This is a genomic window from Clostridium neonatale (assembly GCF_001458595.1).
Classification (GTDB): Bacteria; Bacillota; Clostridia; order Clostridiales; family Clostridiaceae; genus Clostridium; species Clostridium neonatale.
The window spans coordinates 2,593,183-2,611,657 of sequence record NZ_LN890328.1; the positions used below are offsets into that span (position 1 = coordinate 2,593,183).

The 18,475-nt window shown below is 28.3% G+C and carries 13 protein-coding genes and 3 pseudogenes; 2 read left to right on the forward strand and 14 right to left on the reverse strand.

Annotation, left to right across the window (positions count from 1 at the left end; genetic code table 11):
* Positions 1-30: 30 nt before the first annotated feature.
* A complete protein-coding gene (locus tag BN2920_RS18610) occupies positions 31-1,218 on the reverse strand; it encodes an MFS transporter (protein WP_058296462.1) in 1,188 nt (395 codons plus the stop codon).
* 150 nt (positions 1,219-1,368) lie between these two features.
* On the opposite strand from BN2920_RS18610, the pseudogene BN2920_RS22195 reads away from it, so the two are divergent.
* Positions 1,369-1,554: pseudogene (locus tag BN2920_RS22195) on the forward strand (LysR family transcriptional regulator); the annotation flags it as partial.
* Between the two features lie 578 nt (positions 1,555-2,132).
* Here the strand turns inward: BN2920_RS22195 and BN2920_RS18620 are convergent.
* On the reverse strand, positions 2,133-2,699 hold the full coding sequence (locus BN2920_RS18620; RefSeq protein WP_058296464.1) for a beta-class carbonic anhydrase: 567 nt from the start codon (positions 2,697-2,699) through the stop codon (positions 2,133-2,135).
* A 194-nt stretch (positions 2,700-2,893) separates the two neighbouring features.
* On the opposite strand from BN2920_RS18620, the gene BN2920_RS18625 reads away from it, so the two are divergent.
* Positions 2,894-3,382: a hypothetical protein gene (locus tag BN2920_RS18625; RefSeq protein ID WP_058296465.1), complete on the forward strand. Its 489-nt coding sequence runs from the start codon at positions 2,894-2,896 to the stop codon at positions 3,380-3,382.
* A gap of 58 nt (positions 3,383-3,440) precedes the next feature.
* On the opposite strand, the gene hydG is transcribed toward BN2920_RS18625, so the two are convergent.
* The 12 genes and pseudogenes from hydG to chvE all read right to left on the reverse strand — a co-directional run bounded on the left by hydG (position 3,441) and on the right by chvE (position 18,465).
* A complete protein-coding gene (hydG, locus tag BN2920_RS18630) occupies positions 3,441-4,859 on the reverse strand; it encodes a [FeFe] hydrogenase H-cluster radical SAM maturase HydG (protein WP_058296466.1) in 1,419 nt (472 codons plus the stop codon).
* Positions 4,860-4,977: 118 nt separating this feature from the next.
* On the reverse strand, positions 4,978-5,229 hold the full coding sequence (locus tag BN2920_RS18635) for a TM1266 family iron-only hydrogenase system putative regulator (protein WP_058296467.1): 252 nt from the start codon (positions 5,227-5,229) through the stop codon (positions 4,978-4,980).
* A gap of 409 nt (positions 5,230-5,638) precedes the next feature.
* Positions 5,639-6,475 carry a DegV family protein gene (locus BN2920_RS18640; protein ID WP_058296468.1) on the reverse strand — a complete coding sequence of 279 codons (837 nt, stop codon included), beginning with the start codon at positions 6,473-6,475 and terminating at the stop codon, positions 5,639-5,641.
* Positions 6,476-6,674: 199 nt separating this feature from the next.
* Positions 6,675-7,745, reverse strand: a complete 1,071-nt coding sequence (locus BN2920_RS18645) for a galactose ABC transporter substrate-binding protein (RefSeq protein WP_058296469.1) — start codon at positions 7,743-7,745, stop codon at positions 6,675-6,677.
* A gap of 17 nt (positions 7,746-7,762) precedes the next feature.
* A complete protein-coding gene (locus tag BN2920_RS18650) occupies positions 7,763-8,740 on the reverse strand; it encodes a substrate-binding domain-containing protein (protein ID WP_058296470.1) in 978 nt (325 codons plus the stop codon).
* The gene (locus BN2920_RS18655; RefSeq protein ID WP_058296471.1) at positions 8,740-10,548 is read right to left on the reverse strand and encodes a sensor histidine kinase; all 1,809 of its coding nucleotides are present in this window, start codon (positions 10,546-10,548) and stop codon (positions 8,740-8,742) included. The genes BN2920_RS18650 and BN2920_RS18655 overlap by 1 nt, the downstream gene beginning before the upstream one ends.
* A 7-nt stretch (positions 10,549-10,555) precedes the next feature.
* Positions 10,556-12,157, reverse strand: a complete 1,602-nt coding sequence (locus tag BN2920_RS18660) for a response regulator (protein WP_058296472.1) — start codon at positions 12,155-12,157, stop codon at positions 10,556-10,558.
* A gap of 293 nt (positions 12,158-12,450) precedes the next feature.
* Entirely contained in the window at positions 12,451-14,157 is a 1,707-nt protein-coding gene (locus BN2920_RS18665) for a methyl-accepting chemotaxis protein (protein ID WP_058296473.1), read from the reverse strand.
* A 111-nt stretch (positions 14,158-14,268) separates the two neighbouring features.
* The gene (gene mmsB, locus BN2920_RS18670; RefSeq protein WP_058296474.1) at positions 14,269-15,492 is read right to left on the reverse strand and encodes a multiple monosaccharide ABC transporter permease; all 1,224 of its coding nucleotides are present in this window, start codon (positions 15,490-15,492) and stop codon (positions 14,269-14,271) included.
* Positions 15,493-15,505: 13 nt separating this feature from the next.
* Positions 15,506-16,930, reverse strand: a pseudogene (gene mmsA / locus BN2920_RS18675) (multiple monosaccharide ABC transporter ATP-binding protein); the annotation flags it as partial.
* A gap of 3 nt (positions 16,931-16,933) precedes the next feature.
* Positions 16,934-17,266 (reverse strand): annotated as a pseudogene (locus tag BN2920_RS22670) (ATP-binding cassette domain-containing protein); the annotation flags it as partial.
* 71 nt (positions 17,267-17,337) lie between these two features.
* On the reverse strand, positions 17,338-18,465 hold the full coding sequence (chvE, locus tag BN2920_RS18680) for a multiple monosaccharide ABC transporter substrate-binding protein (protein ID WP_058296475.1): 1,128 nt from the start codon (positions 18,463-18,465) through the stop codon (positions 17,338-17,340).
* Between the last annotated feature and the right edge of the window lie 10 nt (positions 18,466-18,475).

The following is an 18,475-nucleotide window of genomic DNA, read 5'->3' on the forward strand; positions in this document are numbered from 1 at the left end:
TGATATAGCGTTTTTTTTATGTTACTATATTTAATTTTCAGAAACTACTTGACTTGCATTATTTTTTAAATCTGCTTCTTTTACTGGAAGTTTTCTTGCAAGTACTACCGCTATTATCGGCATTACTATTAAGCAAGAAAGAGCAGCGTGTATTCCATGAGTATCGGAAACATAACCTAGTATTGGAGACACAAGTCCTCCCATTGTTACACCTAATCCAAGTGTTATCCCTGAAGCTAATCCAAGATGATTAGGTAAATATTTTTGTCCAAGTGCAACCATAGGACTATATGGCATATATAAGAAAAATCCTAGTGGGATTAAAATTATAGTTGCTAATATAGGATTCTTAATATTTAAAAATAGAATTAATAGTGGTAATAAACAAGAATATCCTATTATTATTAATTTCTTATTTCCAATTTTAATAGAAAGCTTTCCTGCAAACAATGTTCCAACCGCACCAACAACTATAAGTGTAGATAAAGCAATACTTCCTTGCACTTCAGATTGTTTTAAAATATTCATATAGTATAATGTTAAAAAAGTATTAAGACCAAAGAAAACTGTCGATCTACAAAGTAATGTCAAAGTCAATCTTCCAAAAGCTCCCCACTCATCTACTTCTTCTTTTTTATCAATATTATCTAACTCTTTATCCGAACTAGCTTCATTGGAAAAGTTCTTTGATTCATATAAGAGAATTCCCCCCATAACTACTGCTGGAATACATAAAATTAAAGTTCCTTTTAATCCCAAAGCTAACACCATAGTTGTAGTAAGTATTGGTCCTACTGCAAAACCTATATTACCACCAGCTGCAAATATACTAACTGCAGATGTTTTATTTTCACCTGCGAATCTATTTGTAAGCCTTGCTCCTTCTGGATGGAATAAGGCTAGTCCTATACCACTTAATGCAACTAATAAGATTATCAAATAATAATTTTGCACTATTCCTACAAGTCCAAGTCCAATACCTCCTAATAATACTCCAACTCCAAGGGCCCAAGGAAGTGAAATTTTATCCGCATAAACTCCAAATACTGGTTGAATTATTGATGAACTTGCATTTGCTGCAAAAATTAAAAAAGCTGCTGTTGCATAGCTAAAATGTTTTTCAGATATAAGAAACGGCAGCATAGCTGGTAGTGCTCCCTGATATATATCTGTAATCAAATGTCCTGCCCCAAATAATCTAATATACTTTTTATTCATTTTTATCCTTCTTTTCTTAAATATATATTTTCTATTTATTGATATTTTTGTACTTATCTTTTATTATTATATCAATATTGAATTCATATTAAAAATATTTAAATTGAATAGATTTATATGAAAAACATATGAATTAACAGGAGATCTATGATGGATATAAGACAAATTAAATATTTTATGGCTATTGCAGAAGAGGGGCAAATAACTGCTGCTGCAAAAAAATTAAACATTTCTCAACCACCTCTTAGTCAACAATTAAAACTTTTAGAAGAAGAATTAGGTGTAACTTTATTTGATAGAAATAGCAGAAATTTAGAGCTAACTGAAGCTGGAATTGGAATATCCATCCTTCCTTTTACAGCTTCTAATATAATATCTGATTTGAATTTAGTTGTAAAAAAAATTATCAACCCAACTTTAGAATCACGTCCAGTACTTATATGGAACAAGAATAAATACTTATCTAACATTGCTATAAATTTTATAAACTTCTTTAATCATTAATTTAAATATAGGATGTAGAATCAGAGTTTAGTGTATAACAACCGAAATCCAATATATGATATGCCATTTTTTTAAGGATAAGATATTAAGTTTTTAAATCTTTAACATCTATAAATAACTATTTTTTAATCTTAATATGATTATATTTATAGCAACATAACATTGATACTATAATTTAGATGAAACAAAGAAAAGAAGCTCTCTTGTTGTGCGGAGAATTGCATTCAAAAAATGAGCTTTAGAATTCTTGCATGTAGACTTGTTCCACAATTGTTTGTCCAATTTTACATTGGAGCAAACAGTTGTGGATGCAAGTCTGCATGTTTGAATTCTTAGCTTATTTTTTGTAGCAATCGAGCATAACATGAGAGCTTCTTTTCGGGTATTATCCTATAAACTTAGTACGTCCTTTATTTATTTTCATCACCATTTATAATAATGTCTAGTTTTCCTGTTTCTGGAGAAATAATTAGTCCATGCACTCTTACGTCTTTTGGAAATAACGGATGATTTTTTATCATTTTAACACTTTCTCTTATTGATTCTTCTGCACATGAAAAACCATAAAGCCACCCCTCCACATCAATTCCTGCATACTTTAGAATATCAAATGTATCTTCTTTTATTCCTCTATTTTTAATTTTATCAATAAGGCTCTTTGTATCTAAATTGCTCATGCCACAGTTATGGTGTCCAATTACAAATACATCTTCAGCTCCAAATTCATAGACTGCCACTAATATGCTTCTCATTACTCCACCAAATGGATGCATGATAGTTGCTCCTGCATCTTTAATGATTTTAGCATCACCATTTTTTATATTCATAGCTTTAGGTAAAAGCTCTGTAAGTCTTGTATCCATACACGATAATATGGCCATTTTCTTTTTAGGAATCTTATCAGTCACATATTTCTCATATTGCTTATTATTCACGAATTCTTTATTATATTCCATTATACATTGTAAACTACTCATAGTTACCTCCCCATATGCTTATGTAAAATTATTCTATTAAGTATATAAATTGCCTTAAGGTTTATTATAGCAATAATTTATTTAAATTCAAATAAATTATTTAGTAAAAATTATTATTAAGTATATAAATTTCTTATCAGTATAATCGATAAATAAATACCCAGATTAACATGTTTTTGAAAGAAGGTTTTTATATGGAAATAGCAAAAATTGATGATATTATTTCTAGCACATCTCGAAAAAAAACAAATACAACTAATTCTGTTTTTGGTTTTAATGCTCAATTGGAAGCAGTCAGAAATTCATTTCTTCAATCAAATTCAAGTGATAAATTATCTGAAGAAGTTAAATCAGCTTTGGCTACAATTGAAAAAGTACTTGATATGAATATAACAGGTAAAGATTATAAAGGTAATGGTAAGTTAGACATTATTTCTATAATGAAAAAGCATGGTAATAAACTCTCATCATCTAATACTAAAGATTTTACAAAATCCCTGGATACATTATTAGATAATGATATGATTGATTATAAAGATTTTATTGAAGTTATCAAAATGTTAACCTTGCAAAATAAGTATAGAAATATTTCTGATAAATTAGAAAGTGATACTATTGATACTATTACGAATACAAAGAACACTTCTGAAAATAAATGCGGTGATTCTAAAAATATAATATAGTAATAAGGAGTAATAAGATTTTGAATAAATCTTATTACTCCTATTTTAATCATATTTTTTAGAATCTGAAGTCACGTTGTCCTTCATGTAAATCATGAAGATGTTCTAAAACTACTTTTCTTACTTTTTCATTTGGTATTTTATCAACTTCTTCTTTTATTAGTTTTTCGCCATTTTTTCTTGTAATTTCACTCGCATAATCTTCTAAGTATTCTTTTAACGTCATTAATGCATTAGGCTGACAGCAGTTTGCTATTTGGCCTGACTTAACGAGACTCATAAACCTGTCCCCTGTTCTTCCTTCTCTATAACATGCTGTGCAAAAGCTTGGCATATATCCAAGTTCAAGAAGCCAATTAACTATCTCATCTAATGTTCTATTATCATTCACATCAAATTGTGCTGAATTATCCTCTTCTTCTTCTTTTTCAACATAACCGCCAACACTTGTTGATGAACCACCACTTATTTGAGATACTCCAAGTTCTAAAACTCTTTCTCTAGTCTTTTTAGATTCTCTTGTAGAAACTATAAGTCCTGTATATGGTACAGCTATTCTAAGTACAGCAACAATCTTAGCAAAAATATCATCTGAAATAGCATTTGTAAATTCATCTGGATTTATATCATCTGCTGGTCTTATTCTTGGTACACTTATAGTATGTGGTCCTACTCCCTTAGAAGCTTCCAAATGCTCTGCGTGCATTAAAAGCCCAATAAAGTCATATCTATATAAATTTAAACCAAATAAAACTCCACACCCTACATCATCAATTCCGCCATCCATAGCTCTATCCATAGCTTCTGTATGATAAGCATAGTCATGCTTTGGGCCTGTTGGATGAAGCTCTTCATAGGCCTCTTTATTATAAGTTTCTTGAAATAATATATATGTTCCAATTCCAGCTTCCTTAAGTTTAGTATAATTTTCAACTGTTGTAGCTGCAATGTTTACGTTAACTCTTCTTATAGCACCATTTTTATGCTTTATACCATAAATTGTTTTTATACTCTCTAAAACATATTCTATAGGATTATTTACTGGATCTTCTCCAGTTTCTAGTGCTAATCTTTTATGTCCCATATCTTGAAGAGCTACTACTTCTTTTTCAATTTCTTCTTGTGTAAGCTTTTTTCTTCTTATATGCTTATTCTTATGGTGATAAGGACAATATGTGCACCCATTTACACAATAATTTGATAGATATAATGGTGCAAACATAACTATTCTATTTCCATAAAATTTTTGTTTTATTTCTTTAGCAAGCTTGTACATCTTTTCATTTTCATCTTCTAAATCACATTCAAGAAGTACGGCTGCTTCCCTGTGGGATAATCCCTTGCAAGTTTTTGCTTTTTCTAAAATTTCATCAATCAGCTTACGATTGCTTTTATTCTCTTCAGCAAATTTGAGTGTTTCTAAAATCTCCTCATGATTAATAAATTCTGTTGCCACATTTGATTTTACATTATACATCTTTACATCTTCTTTCTTAAAATAAATTGTATAACTCGTTCTGACAACAAATGAATTATTTTAATAATAACTACATCTTAATACAAGGATACATTTCACAAGGCTCACTAAATATCATTTATTTCCCACTTTTTGAGTACATTGTCTTAACGTTTATGCCTTTGATCATCCCAAGCTTTCCTGACAATGAACTTATAACATCGTTAGTCGCATCTACAACAATGCTTATTACTGAAATTTTCTTTTCTCTATAAGGAATTCCCATTCTTCCTATTATATATTCTCCATATTCATGTAATATTGAATTTAATTTTTCAGTTGCATTTATATCTTCAACTATAATTCCAATCAATGCAATTCTAGTTTCCATAAAACTCATCCTTTCAAGATAAGATTTTAAATATACTCATTTAATATTAATATAAGATATCGCCTTATTCTTAGGATTTAATCCTTGTGTATTTCAGAACGTTTTATATTTTTTAATCTTCTCTCTTAGAAAATTCTTCAAGATAAGATTTGTTATTATTTTAACATATATATTTTTACTATAAAACCCTTTAATTACAGAATTCATTACATATAAATAAAAAAGGTTCCAAAACTTGCTTTTGGGTTCTTTTGCGGGATTATAATTTTTTTAACGTATTGGAATATCTAAGTTACAGAATAGATCTATTCTTAAGGCTTTTGCTATAATAAAAATTTTATATTTTCCTATACGTTAAAAAAACATCTAAAACTATTAGAATAGTCTTAGATGTTTTTTTAGAAAACTATTAGAATGATACTACAATCCCACCATCATCAGCATAAATTGTACTTAAGCCACCTGCTTCAAATATTATGATATCTTTAAAATCATATCTATTTTTAATTTCTTCCTTTAATTTTTCAGCTTTTTCTCTAGCATTTACATGTGTTATTCCAATAACTTTATTTTTAATATCAGTACCCTCTTCTCCAATTATCTCAATAAGTCTATTAAAAGCCTTCTTTTTTCCTCTTACCTGCTCTTTTAAAATTATTTCTCCATCACCATTATCGCACATGATAGGCGAAATATTAAGAAGTGTTCCAACAAATGCTTTAGTACTGCTTATCCTTCCATTTTTAGCTAGATTATCTAACCTTTCAGCTAATAAAAAGGTTTTTGTCTCCTCAATATATTCATTTATACTTTTAACGATTTCAGCTGGATGAATTTTTTCTTCTATTAACTGTTTTAATTTTAATACTATTAAACTTGCACCAGCTGTAGCATTTTTGCAATCAAATACATGTACAAATGTTTCTGGAGACTTTTCTTCCATCATAGATTTTGCCAGTATTGCACTGTTATGTGATCCACTAAGCTTCTCTGAAATTGTAACAACAAAATTATTTTTCTTTTCTTTTAACGCTTTAAAAAATTCATCCGGTGACGGACATGCTGTGGCTATTTTATTTTTTGTATTTTTCATTTTAGCTATTAATACTGATTGTTCTAGATCCTTATCTACAATTTCTTCACCATCAATTAATATCTTAAATGGAACTCTTTCCATACATGCTTCATTATCAAATATTTCATTGTTATAATCTATGCATGTGTCCATTATAATTTCATTATTCATTTTAATCCTCCGTATACTTACAATATATAGTCTTATAAATCTTAATAATTAAATTTATATAACTCAACAAATTATAATATATTGTATTTATCTTAAATATATTGCATTTTATCTTATGTTCATAAAAATTTAATCATATTGCTTGTATTATAGCATATATAACTTAAAAATTATATTAATTATTATGCGTACTCTACTGCTATTTAAAATTATTTTTTCCCATATACTCATCAACATTATCTGCTGTAATTTTTGTATATGATACTTTTATACTTTTTTTATTCTTTAATTCACTTATAGCATTAACATTTCCATTAGTTGCAAGTTCATATGCAATATCAAATATATATTTTCCCTGTTGCTTATAATTATTAAATACAGTTCCTAGCATAATATTATTTTTTATATATGGAAGTATATCAAAAATACCGTCTGCTCCAACTATAACAGGCATTTCATCTGCACTAATATTTGAATTTTCCAGTGCCTTTATAGCCCCAAGTGCCATAGCATCATTATTACAAAATACAGCCTCTATAGTATTATCATATTCATCTAACCATCTTGTCATCTTTTCATACGCTTGTGAGCTTTGCCAGTTTGCGATATCATCTCCAACTTTTTCAACTTCTATTCCCTCACTTATCATAGTTTTTATACAATACTCAGTTCGTATTAAAGCATCTTGATGTTCTGGATCCCCTTCAAGAATTACATATTGAATTTTTCCATCCTTATTTTTATCAACTCTATATGGATCCTTCTTATAAAAATTGCTGATTATTTCTGCCTGCATCTTACCTGATTCTTCTGATTTTCCTCCAACATAATAAACTTTGTCCCATAAATTCATGTCTTCTTCAACTGGTTCACTATTAAAAAAAACTACAGGTATATCTGCCTTTTTACATTTATCAATAATAGCTGATGCAGTTGTTCTATCAAACATGCTTATACAAATAACATCATAATCTCGCTCTATAAAATTATCTACTTGCTCATATTGTGTTATTACACTTTTAGCTCCATCTACAATATTAACAGTAATCTCATATTCACTAGAACCTTCCTTCTCTCTTGCTATACTTTCTATCTGCTTACCTAGAGATAATATAAACGGATCATTTTGATCAAATAATGTTACACCTATTTTTATTTTCTTAGCATCACTTTTATTTAATTTACTCTTAATAGAACTACAACCAATATAGAAATTAGATATAAAGATAATTAAAATAATAGATGTTATTCTTTTAACATAATAAGACATATTTTTATAAACCCTCCCTATCGAATAAATAAAAATAGTAACCTCTGATTTTCTCTTGAATACATGTTGTCTCTTGTTATTATTTCAGATAAAATAACATCACTATTAAAGTCAGAATCCTTTATATATTTTATAGCATTTTTTACTCCTAAATACCCAATGTTAAATTGATTTTCTAATGCAATACCATTTATAATATCTTGGTCTAAAAAAGAGATTATTTTTCTTGTGTTTCCTGTACCATAAACCTTAACATTAGTAATTTCTTTATTTGTACTTAAAAGTTCACTTTTGGCTTGTGCTATACTTTCTAATATTTCTGCATTAAATGATACTATTACATTAGCTTTACCACTCTGTAGTAATTTTTTTGCTTCATCATAATATGTTATATTGGAATCACTTTCAAATTCAACGATATCATATGGAGCAGTTTTTTCTAAGACGCTAATTATTCCATTACAACGTTCTTCTATTATATCTGATTTTAAATGATCTTTAATTATAACAACTTTTTTTTCATTAGGTACTACGTTTAAAATTTCATTTCCTATGTTTACTCCTATACTATAATTATCAAAAGTAACACTGTTTATTTTATAGTTCTCTTCTGGATAAGACTCTAGTGAAATGACTGGTATATTCTTATTAACTTTTTCTATTGTTTCTTTTAAATACTCATATTTTATAGGTGCAATTAGTATTGCATTAGCTTCACTTTTACTTTCACTTAATAATAGTTCCTTTTGTTCTTCTAAAAAATCATCTTTTGATAAAGTAATAACTCTTATATTAGCATTTAATTCTTCTGCAGCTTGCTCAGCCCCTGCCTTCATTGTGATTGAACTTTCGTTGATTCCACTATCTGTTATTATAGAAATATTATAAGTCATATTTTCTTTTTCTATATTTATAATTTCATTTAAAAGGACTATAAACGAAAAAACAACTAATATAAATAGTATAAAAAATGATTTTTTCTTAATTTTATACATTAATTCGTCCCCTCTTCAATTTGATCTTCATCATATCTAATACAAGGCATATTAATTCTTATCATTGTCCCTTCATCAGGTTCACTATATATACTTACACCATATTTTTCTCCAAAATATATTTTTATTCTATCGTTTACATTTTTAATACCAATTCCTGAACCCTTGCTTTTATTTTTTCTTTCTTTTTTTAGCAAATTCATAGCTTCATCTTCTGTCATTCCTAAACCATTATCTATAACTTCTATGAATAAATTATCATCATTTATATATAATTTTATTATTATTTCACCATCCCCATCCATAAACTCCATACTATGATATATTGCATTTTCAACTAATGGTTGTATTATTAATTTTATACAACACAAATCCAAAGTATTTTCATCATCTTGTATTTCATAAGTAAACTTATTTTTATATCTTATATTTTGAATAGTTAAATAGTTTCTAACATGTTCAATTTCATTTCTAACAGAAATTATATTTTTTCCTTTACTTAAGCTTATTCTAAACAGTCTTGCTAATGCTGTTACCATAATAATAGATCCATCATAATTTTCATTTTCAATCATCCAAATTATAGAATCTAAAGTATTATACAAAAAATGTGGATTTATCTGAGCTTGAAGAGCATTAAGTTCACTCTTCCTTTTGGCTTCCTGTTGCTGAATTATATTTTCCATAAGTACATGCATTTGCTTTATCATTGATTTAATAGCTTTTCCCAAATGTTGAATTTCATATGATCCCTTTATAGAAATATCAACATTATTATCTCCATTTTCTAATTGCTTTACAGACTTCTCTAATTCTACAATTGGATTTGTTATACGTACTGATACAATCATATTTAGATAAGAAAATATAAATATTGAGAGTAATAATATAAATATAACAATTATACCAACTCTCCTATAATCTGATGTAATATCTTTAATTGGAGTTACGCATACAACCTTCCAGCCTGTATATCCAACTGTTTTTACTGTAATTAACCTGTCCTCTCCTTTAAATATTTCTTTTATACTGCCATCATCATAAGTTGATGCAACAATATTATTTTCCTCTAGTAAATTAGAATAAATCAATTGTTGCTTTGGATGATATATTATTTCTCCATCATTATTAATTAAATATATGTATCCATTTTTCCCCACATCTATATTTCTAAATATTTGCTCTATTCCACTAAAATTCATATCAACTAAAAGTACTCCTGAAACAATTTGTCCATCATAGGTTATATCTACTGCTCTACTTAAAGAAACTACCCACCTGTATTGATTATCATGATCTATAAATAAATTTTGTACATGCGGTGTTGAAAAATGAAGGTTTTCACTTCTTTTTCTTGCTTTCAAAAACCAATCGCTTTCAGCAGGATTTACTAAATCCTTCACTTGACCAACAGGTGATGATGACACAACCTTTCCATCTTCTGTAAATACACATATACTTACCAATAAGTCCTTATTTGTTTCATATAATAAATCCAGCTTATTATTTACATTTGATTCTGAAAAATTATTTTTCTTTAATATACTATAGTATGTCCCATTAGATATTCTCATCATATTTCTAAGGTAACTTTCCAAACTAGAATTAACCTGTTCAGCTATAAACATATTATTTTCATATACAATTTCTTCTGTAGAATTTATAAAACATACATAAATTGCACCACCAACTCCAAGCATTCCAATTATACATATAATAGTAAAGGTTGTTGATATTATACTTTGTATACTCGTATTTTCATATCTTTTTAAAACATTATTGATTTTAGAATTAATTAATTTGAGCATTGTCTAATCAACTCTTTCTATATTTAGATGGAGATACTTTAAATTTCTTTTTAAATACATAACTAAAATAATTTGCCTCTTGATATCCAACCTTCTCAGCTATAATGTATGTCTTATAATCTGTTGTATTCAAAAGCTTTATTGCTTCTTCTAATCTTATCTCTGTAAGATAATTTACAAAACTCATATCAGTTTCTTTTTTAAATATAGTTGAAAAATAAGTAGGACTAATATGAAGTTCAGAGCATAACTTCTCTACGGATATATCACTATCCATATAATTATTTTTTATATATTCTTTAGCTTTTTCAATAAGAAGCATAGAAGAATTTACTCTTTCGCTCTTTATAATACTATTTATTTTTAATGATTTTTCTAAAAACCATTTTTCCATTTCATTTAATGAATTAAACTTTGATAAGTAAGTATAACAATTAAAATCTTCTCCAAAAATTTCATCAATATTACAATTATAACTATCCACTAATTTAAACATAGATGTCATAACTTCCATAAGATATATCCTATACTTATTAAACGGCAATAATGACTTTTCTATATTATTAAAAATTTTTCTTATTACATTCGTTATATCTTCATTTGAAGATACCTTTATAGCATTTAATAATAATCGTTCATTTTCACTATCAAAATGAAGATTACATGTAACATTTTTTTCTACATCTTCGATATAGATAACCTTTTCACTTCCAAATATAACTCTATATTCTAATGCATTTTGTGCATATTTATATGATAGTGATATTTTTTCTGATAAATTAACAACATTTCCTATACCTATTGATATACTCAAACCCATAATTCGCTTAAAATTTTTCACAACCTCATCTAGTTTGTTTATAAATATTTTAATTTCGTTTATTTCTTTTAAATTACCAATCACAACTATTTCTTTTAAATATAAAAAACTAATATAATTGCAGTAATCAGTCATAGCCTCTTCTATAAACTTTTGTAAGGAAATAAACATAAGTTCATCTTTATCTGAATATTGACTCCTATTTAGTATCTCATTATCAAGTTTAATAATCCCTACACAAAACCATTCATTATTAAAATTTATATTGAGCCTTTCTATTTGTTTATTCCAATCACTTTGAAAAATACGTCCTTCAATGACTCCTACTAAAAATTGATCTCTAATCACTGGAAGACTTTCAAGATAATATTTTTCTAATGTTTCTAAATTTCTTTTTTCATTGAATTCTTTGTCAAGATTCATTTTTAGTTTTTTAAGAATTTCAACAATTTCCAATGAATTAATAGGTTTAAGTACGTATTCGATTACATTAAATTTAATAGCTTCTTTTGCATATTCAAAATCATCACATCCTGAAAATACAATCACCTTAGTTGTAGGCATCACTTCTCTCAACTTTTTACCTAATTCTAATCCATCCATAAATGGCATTCTAATATCTGTCATTATAACATCTGGCTGCAATTTTTCTGATTTTTCAAGAGCTTCTTGTCCATTTTCTGCATCACCTACAACCATAAAACCCAGTTTTTCCCAACTAATCTTTTTTATTATTCCAAGCCTTATCTCTTCTTCATCATCAACTATTAAAATTTTGTATAAATCCATTAGTAAATTCACCTCACAACCATAGACTTAAAATATTTCTATAGTAATTATATCATATATATTGAAAAATAAACCAATACATAATAATCTATTTCTTCACTTCTTTTATTAATTTTATCATTGATGTACTAATGTATCGTAATTTAATATAATTTGTATTTCTATAAAAATTCAATTGCTTTCAAAGTTATATTTCAAATATAAGTAGAAAAAAATAAAGTGATAGAAACTCAAAAATCATTTCATAAAAATCATTTTTTACTAATCCATCACTCTATTGTTTAATTATTTAGTTATATATTAATTAATTTAAATTTTTTAATCATACAATCCAAAGTTTCGGCTTGTGCAGTCAATTCTTCACTTGCCGCTGCGCTTTCCTCTGCTACTGCCGAATTAGATTGAATAACATCTGATATTTGCTCTACTCTATCATTTATTCTATCTATAAATAATGCTTGTTCTTCTGATGATTTCGCTATATCCATGGCTAGATTTGTGGCTTTTTGAGTATTTTGTACAACTTTTTGTAATGAATCCGATGTTTTAGATGCAATTATTTTTCCACTTTCTACTGATTTTATTGAATTTTCTATTAACTCAGTAGTCTTTTTAACTGCTTCTGAAGATTCTTCTGAAAGTTTTCTAACTTCATCTGCAACAACCGCAAATCCTTTTCCTACCCCTCCAGCTCTTGCTGCCTCTATCGATGCATTAAGTGCTAAAAGATTTGTTTGTTCTGCTATATCATCAATAGTTTTTACTATATTTTTTATATTTTTTGATGAATTTTCGATATCTCTCATTGCAACAACCATATTATCCATCTCTTTGTTACTTTCATTTATACGTTTTGCCAATTCTTTTACTATCTCATCAGTTTTTTTTGAATTTTTAGAATTACTTTTTACCTGCTTATTTATTTCTCCAATTGATATTTTAAGTTCTTCTATTGCACTTGCTTGATCTGTTGCACCTTCTGATAGACTTTGTGCTGTTTTTGATACTTGTTCCGAACCTCCACTCACTTGTGTTGTTGCTTCTTTTATTTCATAGAATGTTTCATTTAGCGATGATAAAATATTGTCTAATGAATTCTTAAGCTGTATAAAATCTCCTCTGTAATTTCCATCAGTAGTAATATTTAAATTTCCTTTTGCTATATGTGCTAAAACCTCATCTATTTCACTTATATATTCTTTAAGGTTTTTTATCATTTTTTTAAAAGATAATGCTAAGTCTTCAAACTCATCTCCTGTACTACATTCTATTTCTACATTTAATTTTCCCTCTGCTATTTTTCCTGCAGCATCTTTGATATTTTCTAATGGATCAGAAATTGATTTTAAAATTTTATTACTTAATTTTGATGATATTATAACGAAAAATATTATTGCCATAAATGTAATACATATTGACATTATTTTTAAATATGATAAATTTCTAATAACCTCATCACATTGAGCAATATTAGCTTCTAATAATTTATTCATATCTTCTTCAACTTTATTTGCTGTGTCTGCACCATTTCCTTTCAATTCATTTTTTGCTTTTTCAATACTTCCTGCTAATGCTAAATCTAAAACTCTTTCTCTTGTCTTTTTATATTCTATTATGTCATCAGTTAGCTTATTATAAATTTCTTTTTCTTTTGGACTTATTATTGTCTTACTAACTTCTAATAATAAATTTTCTATATTACTTGTATTTTTATTTAGTGCTATATTCGCATTATTTAATTCAGTTCTATTAGTTGCCAGTACTACATCTCTTGAAAGTGCTGTTTGATTATTGAATTCCATTCCAAGTTTTCCTATTGTGCCTTGAGAATACCCATAATTCTGTATAGCATTTTTATATTTATAATTTGTCTGTATTAAAAATACAACCCCTAGTAAAGCCAATATAATACCTAAAGAAGATAAATATCTAAATGATTTAATTAATTTTTTTCTTATAGATATGTTACCATGGTTGGTATCTATTATTTTCTTTTTCATTTTAATTCATCTCCTCCTATTAAACTAAAATCTACAATAAGAAGTATCCAAAAATACCTACCACTCTTTTTGGATACTTCTTATAATACTGTTCTTGCTTAATATTCGTAATTATTTCTTTTTCTTAGAATATAAATCAAATACTACTGCAAAAAGTAATACGAAACCTTTAATTGCTTGTTGCCAGTTATTATCTACGCCCATTAGTGACATACCATTGTTAAGTACGCCCATTACAAGTCCTCCAACAACAGCTCCCATAACTCTACCAGTACCACCACTTGTTGAAGCACCACCTATATAGCAAGCTGCTAAAGCATCAAGTTCAAAGTTTACACCAGCTTTTGGTTGAGCTGAATTAACACGGGCTGCATAAGCTAATCCTGCAAGTGCTGCCATTAACCCCATATTTACAAATACTAAAAATTGAGTTTTAGCTACTTTTACACCAGATAATGCTGCTGCTTTTTTATTACCACCAACTGCATATACTTGTCTACCAAATACTGTTTTTGTAGTAATAAATGTATATATCACTATTATTATTCCTGCTATTACTAATATGTTTGGTATTCCTTTATATGATGCCAATACAATAGTCGCTGCATTTATTACTACAATTGAAATAGCTATTTTCATTATGAATATTCCCATTGGGTCAGTATCAAATTTATACTTTTCAAGTTTCTTTCTATTTCTTAAGTTATTTAATAATACTATAACTGATAATATTACTCCTACAATGATTGATGATCCAACCAAATAACCTGAACCAATTTGGAAGTAAAATAGTGGTGGAATAAATCCAGATCCTAAATTAGCAAAAGATGTAGGGAATGGTGCAATTGTTTTACCATTTAGAATTATCATAGTGAATCCTCTAAATATTAATTGACCTGCAAGTGTTACTACAAATCCTGGGATATCCTTATATGCAATCCAATAACCTTGAACAGCACCTACTATCATACCTATTGCTATAGCTATTAGTATTGATATTACAGGATTTATTCCTTTATTAACCATCACAACGCCTGCAATGGCACCTACAAATGCACTTACTGAACCTACAGCAAGATCAACTGTACCTATAATAACTACTAATAGCATCCCAACTGCAAGAATAAGTACATAACCATTCTGCTGAATAAGATTTGTTATATTAAGAGGCTTTAACATAATTCCTTTAGTTAAAATCTGAAATATAACAACTACTGCCAATAATGCTATAAGCATCCCATTTTCTTTTATAAATTTATTTACCGAAAGATTTGCTTCCTTTTTTTTATTTTTCTTTTCCATATTGCCTTTTGTTACAACATTTGCTTCACTCATTATTTTCGCCTCCCTATTTAGATGAAACTATTTTACTCATTATAATTTCTTGAGTAGCTTCCTTTCCATCTAACTCTCCTATAATTTTCCCTTCATTCATAACATAAATTCTATCACTTAATCCAAGTACTTCCGGTAATTCTGACGAGATTACAATAACAGCTTTTCCCTTCTCTACAAGATCATTTATTATTGTATATATTTCATATTTTGCACCGACATCTATACCTCTTGTTGGTTCATCTAATATCAGCAAGTCTGGCTCTGCATAAATCCATCTTGAAAGTACAACCTTCTGCTGATTACCTCCGCTTAAATTTCCTGTAAGTTGTAATATACTAGGCGTTTTTATCTGCATAGATACCCTAAAGTCTTGTGCTGCTATAATTTCAGCTTGCTCATTAAGAATACCGTGATTTGATATCTTTCCCAATGAGGCTATTGTTATGTTATGTCGTATATCATCTATTAAGTTTAATCCAGCCTCTTTTCTATCCTCAGTTACATATGCTATACCAACATCTATTGCATCCTGCACAGTTTTTATGTGTATTTCTTTTCCTTCTTTTACAATTGATCCAGAAATTTTTTGTCCATAAGTTCTGCCAAATATACTCATGGCAAGTTCTGTTCTTCCAGCTCCCATAAGTCCGGCTATTCCAAGAACTTCACCTTTTCTAACTTTTATGCTTACATTATCCACTATTTTTCTATCAGGATAGTCATGATGATAAACATTCCAATCTTTTATTTCAAATAACACCTCTCCTATTTTAGGTGTCCTCTTAGGATAACGATCAGTTAACTCACGACCTACCATTCCTTTAACTATTCTATCTTCCGAAATCTTTCCTCCAGAAGCATCTAGAGTTTCGATTGTAGCTCCATCACGTAGTACTGTTATAGAGTCACAAACTTTTGATACCTCGTTTAATTTATGTGAAATCAAAATAGATGTAATTCCTTGTTCCTTTAGTTCTAACATTAGATTTAATAAGTTTTCACTATCATCTTCATTTAATGAAGCTGTTGGTTCATCTAATATTAATAATTTTACGTCTTTTGACAATGCTTTCGCTATTTCTATAAGTTGTTGCTTACCTACACCCAAAGTATTAACTATTGTTTCTGGATCTTCATCTAATCCAACTTTTTTAAGTAATTCTTTTGTTCTAATTCTAACTTGCTGCCAATCTAAGATTCCATGTTTTGAAATTTCATTACCTATAAATATGTTTTCACCTATGCTCAAATATGGGCTTAATGCTAATTCTTGATGGATAATAACTATTCCATCTCTTTCACTGTCTTTTATAGTTTTGTACGTACAAGTTTTCCCGTTATAAATAATTTCTCCCTCATAATCACCATGTGGATATATTCCACTTAAAACTTTCATTAGTGTAGATTTTCCTGCACCATTTTCACCACATAAAGAATNATTACCTATAAATATGTTTTCACCTATGCTCAAATATGGGCTTAATGCTAATTCTTGATGGATAATAACTATTCCATCTCTTTCACTGTCTTTTATAGTTTTGTACGTACAAGTTTTCCCGTTATAAATAATTTCTCCCTCATAATCACCATGTGGATATATTCCACTTAAAACTTTCATTAGTGTAGATTTTCCTGCACCATTTTCACCACATAAAGAATGTATTTCTCCTCTTTTAACTTTCAAATTAACATTATCTAAAGCTTTGACACCAGGGAAAGTTTTTGTTATATTTCTCATTTCTAAAATAATATCATTCCTATCTTTTATCATCTAACTTCCTACCCCCTTTATTAGAGTGATATGGCGACAGTTAATATCTCCATATCACCTTAATTTGTATACTATTTAAGATCTGCTTCTTTTATATAACCTGAGTCAACTAATACTTCTTTATAATTATTTACATCAACTGAAACTGGAGTGCAAAGATATGATGGTACAACTTTAACACCATTATTATATGTTTCTGTATCATTAACTTCTGCTTCTTGACCTTTAAGAACAGCATCAACTGTTTTAACCGCTTGATCTGCTAATAATCTTGTATCTTTGAAAATTGTTTGTGTTTGTTCACCAGCTATTATTGATTTAATTGTTGCTGTTTCAGCATCTTGTCCTGTAATTATTGGCCATGGAAGATCAGCTGAGCCATAACCAACACTTCTTAATGCTTCAACAATACCACGACTTAACCCATCATATGAAGAAAATACTGCATCTACTTTTTTACCAGAAGAGTAATTAGCTGTTAATATATTTTCCATTCTTGATTGAGCTAAAGCTCCATCCCATCTTAATGTACAAACAGTATCAAAATCAGTTTGTCCAGAAGCTACTACTAAGCTTCCATTATCAATATATTGTTGTAATATACTCATTGCCCCATCATATAACATATGTGCATTATTGTCATCTGGAGATCCTGCAAATAATTCTATATTATATGATTTTCCATTAGCATTTTTAAGGTCTAAGGCTTTTTCTATATATTCTCCTATTTGTACTCCTACAAGTGTGTTATCAAATGATATATAATAATCTACATATTCTGTATTTTTTATCAAACGATCATAAGCTATAACTGGAATTCCTGCATCATGTGCCTTTTGGCAAACATCAGTTAATGACTCTCCATCAATATTAGCTATAACTAAGCAATCAACACCTTTTGTAATTAAATTTTCTGCTTGTGATACTTGTGTTTCAATAACATCTTCTGCATATTGAAGATCTGTATTATACCCTAATTCTTTAAGTTTACCTACCATATCATTTCCATCATTAATCCATCTTTCTGATGATTTTGTTGGCATTAATATTCCTATTGTCTTTCCTTCTGTTGCCCCTCCCTCTTCATTTGTTGCTTTATTTGAAGCTGCATCCGTATTTGGTGCAGTGGTAACTCCGCAACCACCTAGTGCTCCTAAAAGTGTCATTGATAATAACATTGCCATTAACTTCTTTTTCATAAACTTCTCC